Source organism: Microbacterium sp. B24, from assembly GCF_000333415.1.
Classification (GTDB): domain Bacteria; phylum Actinomycetota; class Actinomycetes; order Actinomycetales; family Microbacteriaceae; genus Microbacterium.
On sequence record NZ_BADB01000412.1, the window covers coordinates 1 to 3,604 of the forward strand.

General features: G+C 70.4%; 4 protein-coding genes. 3 read left to right on the forward strand and 1 reads right to left on the reverse strand.

The window, feature by feature from the left end:
• The 3 genes from I5I_RS12255 to I5I_RS12265 form a co-directional block, all read left to right on the forward strand.
• Positions 1 to 637, forward strand: a 637-nt coding sequence (locus tag I5I_RS12255) for a Na+/H+ antiporter NhaA (RefSeq protein WP_036320013.1), incomplete at its 5' end; no start/stop codon positions are given.
• Positions 601 to 1,338 (forward strand): MazG family protein, encoded by a 738-nt coding sequence (locus I5I_RS12260; RefSeq protein ID WP_036320018.1) that lies wholly within the window; start codon positions 601 to 603, stop codon positions 1,336 to 1,338. The genes I5I_RS12255 and I5I_RS12260, both read left to right, overlap by 37 nt.
• Positions 1,339 to 1,369: 31 nt before the next feature.
• Positions 1,370 to 2,641 (forward strand): histidine--tRNA ligase, encoded by a 1,272-nt coding sequence (locus I5I_RS12265; protein ID WP_036320020.1) that lies wholly within the window; start codon positions 1,370 to 1,372, stop codon positions 2,639 to 2,641.
• On the opposite strand, the gene I5I_RS12270 is transcribed toward I5I_RS12265, so the two are convergent.
• A complete protein-coding gene (locus tag I5I_RS12270; RefSeq protein ID WP_036320015.1) occupies positions 2,602 to 3,501 on the reverse strand; it encodes a helix-turn-helix transcriptional regulator in 900 nt (299 codons plus the stop codon). The genes I5I_RS12265 and I5I_RS12270 overlap by 40 nt on opposite strands.
• Between the last annotated feature and the right edge of the window lie 103 nt (positions 3,502 to 3,604).

The window sequence follows — 3,604 nt, forward strand, 5'->3', positions numbered from 1 at the left end:
CGCCATGATGCTGCTCGCGCTGGTGATCGTTGTCGTTTTCGCGGCCTGCAGCCGGCTCCTTGACACCCGCGCCCGTCCGGTCGCCGTCGTCGGTCTCGTCGTGAGCGCGATCGGCACCTGGTATGCGGTGCACGAGTCGGGCGTGCACGCGACGATCGCGGGCGTCGTGCTCGGGCTGGCGATGGCCCAGCAGCCCGCTCTGCGGGCACGACACGCACTCGAACCGTGGGTCAACGCGATCGTGCTGCCGCTGTTCGCGCTGTGCGCGGCCCTGGTCGCGATCCCCGCCGTGTCTGCCGGAGAGCTCTCGCCGGCCTTCTGGGGAGTCTTGGTCGCCTTGCCGGTCGGCAAGATCATCGGAATCGCCGTGGCCGGCGGCCTGGCGCAGCGCCTTCTGCGGGTACCGAAGAACGATCGACTCGCCGGTGGTGACCTCCTCGCGGCGGGTGCTCTGGGCGGAATCGGCTTCACGGTGTCGCTGCTGCTCAGCGAACTCGCGTTCTCCGGGGCGCCGGACATCCGCGATCAGGCCACTCTCGGGGTGCTTGCCGGCTCGGCGATCTCGCTCGTGATCGCCGGGATCCTCGTATCGTGGCGGGCATGGCATCATCGACGCCGGAGCACGGCGACCGTCTGAGTCCGATCGATCCGGCGTCGACCTCCACTGGCGACGCCCTGCGACGCGCCGCCGACGTCATGGCAGCAGTGCGGGCGCGATGCGTGTGGTCGGCGCGGATCACGCACGAGGACCTCGTGCCGTACCTCGTGGAAGAGGCGGCCGAACTGATCGACGCCGTCGAAGCCGGCACGCGCGCCGATCTGCGCGAGGAACTCGGTGACCTGCTCTGGCAAGTGCTGTTCCACGCCGCGGTGGCGGCGGACGCGACGGAGGATCCCTTCGACATCGATGACGTCGCCGACGCGCTCGCCGAGAAGATGATCCGTCGGCACCCGCACGTGTTCGGGGATGCCGTCGCCACCACTCCCGAGGAAGTGCTCGTCCACTGGAACGCCGCCAAGGCCGCCGAGAAGCAGGATCGGCGGTCCGTGCTCGACGGCGTCTCGGCCCACATGCCCTCCCTGGCGCTGGCGCAGAAGCTGCTGGGCCGCGCGGCGGCGCTGCCGTTGTCGTCGTCTCGCCCGGACGACGGGCGGGGCGACGGTGATGCGGGTGCCCAGAGCGAAGAGCAGCTGGGTAGGGAGCTGCTCGGGCTCGTGGCGCGCGCTCAGCGCCGCGGGTGGGATGCCGAGCGTGCGCTGCGAGGAGCGATCCGCCGACTCGAGGACGAGGTGCGAGCCGTCGAGTCCGCGTCGGCATCCGGCGACCTGGAAGAATGATCCCGTGGCATCCGTGAACCCGCCGCGCGGCATGCGCGACTTCCTCCCCGCCGACAAGACCCGTCGCGAGCGCGTGCTCGCCGTCATCCGCGATCGCTACCGCGCCCATGGATTCGACGAGATCGAGACGCCGGTCATGGAGGACTACGACCGGCTGCACGCGGGCATCGGGGGTGACAACGAGAAGCTCGCCTTCAACGTTCTCAAGCGTGGACTGGATGCCGACGCGATCCGTGCCGTGGCCGACGACGCCGCCGCACTCAGCGACCTCGGCCTGCGCTACGACCTCACCGTTCCCCTCGCGCGCTTCTACGCGACGCACCGCGCCGAGCTGCCGTCCGTCTTCCGCTCCATCCAGATGGCGCCGGTGTGGCGTGCCGAACGGCCGCAGAAGGGCCGCTACCGCCAGTTCGTGCAGTGCGACATCGACATCATCGGTGACCCGACGGGTCGGGCCGAGGCCGAGCTGCTGGTGGCGAGCCTCGATGCGCTCGACGCGCTCGGTCTGGTTGGCGGCAGCATCCGCGTCAACGACCGTCGCGTGCTCGATTGGATGCTCGGAAGCTTCGGCTTCGCCTCGGAAGAGCGTGCCGGGGTGCTGATCACCATCGACAAGCTCGACAAGATCGGGGCCGACGGCATCGTCGCCGAGCTGCGCGAGCGAGGCGCCACGTCCGAAGCCGTCGACGCGTTCGACGCCTTCCTGCGCCGGCCGCAGACGCGCGAATACCGTCCCTACGGTCAGGGGCAGATCCGCGCCGCGCTGCCCGAGGACGTGCCGGATGACATCGTGGCCGATCTCGTGGCCATCGGCGCGGCGGTCTCGGCGGCCCGCGGCGTCTGCGCAGAAGACGCGCAGGGCGCGCCGCTCGTGTTCGACCCGTTCCTCGTGCGCGGCATGGGCTATTACACCGGCACGATCTTCGAGCTCGCCCATCCGAGCGTGCCCTACTCACTCGGCGGCGGTGGTCGCTACGACGGGATGATCGGGCGCTTCTTGGGCCAGCAGGTACCCGCGGTGGGCTTCTCCCTCGGCTTCGAGCGCATCGTCGATCTTCTCGAGGATGCCGACGATGCGGGAACGTCCTCCATCGTCCTCGTGCACGAGCGCGACGTGCCGGTCGGCGAGCTCGTCGCTCTGAAGGCCGCACTGGTCGCGGACGGCTCGCGGGTGCGTCTGGAGCAGCGCACCAAGAACCTCAAGGCGCTGCTTGAGCGTGCTGCCGCCGACGGGTATTCGTCCTTCGCGACGGTGGCGGCGGGTCAAGCGCCGGAGACGCTGGAGATCAAGCCGCTCGGCTGAGAGGTCGCGGGCGACAAACCCGACAGCACCGGCTCCTCGGTGGCGAAGCGGGCGAGGACGTCGAGTCGGCGCGCCGTCGCCGCATCCTGCGGGGAGAACCAGACCACCCGCTGCCCGCCCGCCTCGCCCGTCCAGAGGCTCGTCATCGCCAACTGGAGCACTCCCCAGCGCGGATGAGCGAGGCGCTTCACCGCATTGTGCTCGGCGGCCACGTCGCCGCGGCGCCACAGCTCGGCGAACGGAGGAGACTGCTCCTCGAGCTGGGCGATGAAGCGTTGCCAGCCCGGCTCGTCGTGGTGGCGGCCGTATGCGGCGCGCAGACGCGCCACGATCCGCTGCTGGGCGTTGTCGAGGTCGGTGTGCGCGCGCTGCCATGCCGGATCGGTGAAGATCCGAACCGCACAGTTGCGGCCCTCGGGAGCGATCGTGTCCAGATCCGCGAAGAGAAACCGGTAGGAGCGGTTGTAGGCACGGATGTCGAAGCGAGCCGTCTGCACGGCGGCGGGATACGGCATGAGCTTGGACAGCAGATCGAGGTGCGCCGCGCTCACGCAGGCGTGCTCGTCCCGTTCGGGAGGTGTCGCGCCGGCCAGGGCGAACAGGTGGTCCCGCTCGTCCTCCGTCATGCGCAGCGCCCGCGCGATCGCTCCGAGCACCTGCTCCGACGCCGCGATCGGTCGGCCCTGCTCGAGCCAGGTGTACCAGGTGAGCCCGACCCCCGCGAGCGTGGCGACCTCCTCACGGCGAAGGCCGGCGACGCGCCGGCGGGTGCCCGGAGGAAGGCCGACGTCGTCGGGGCTCAGACGTTCACGGCGCGTGCGCAGGAAGGCGGCGAACTCGTCCCGGCGATCCGTGCGCATGTCCGCCAGCGTAGTGCGCTGGGCACGGGGGCGGCGTGCGCAGCGGGGTGGCGCTGATACCAGGATGAGCGCACTCCTGGTACCAGGACAACGCCGGCTCAGG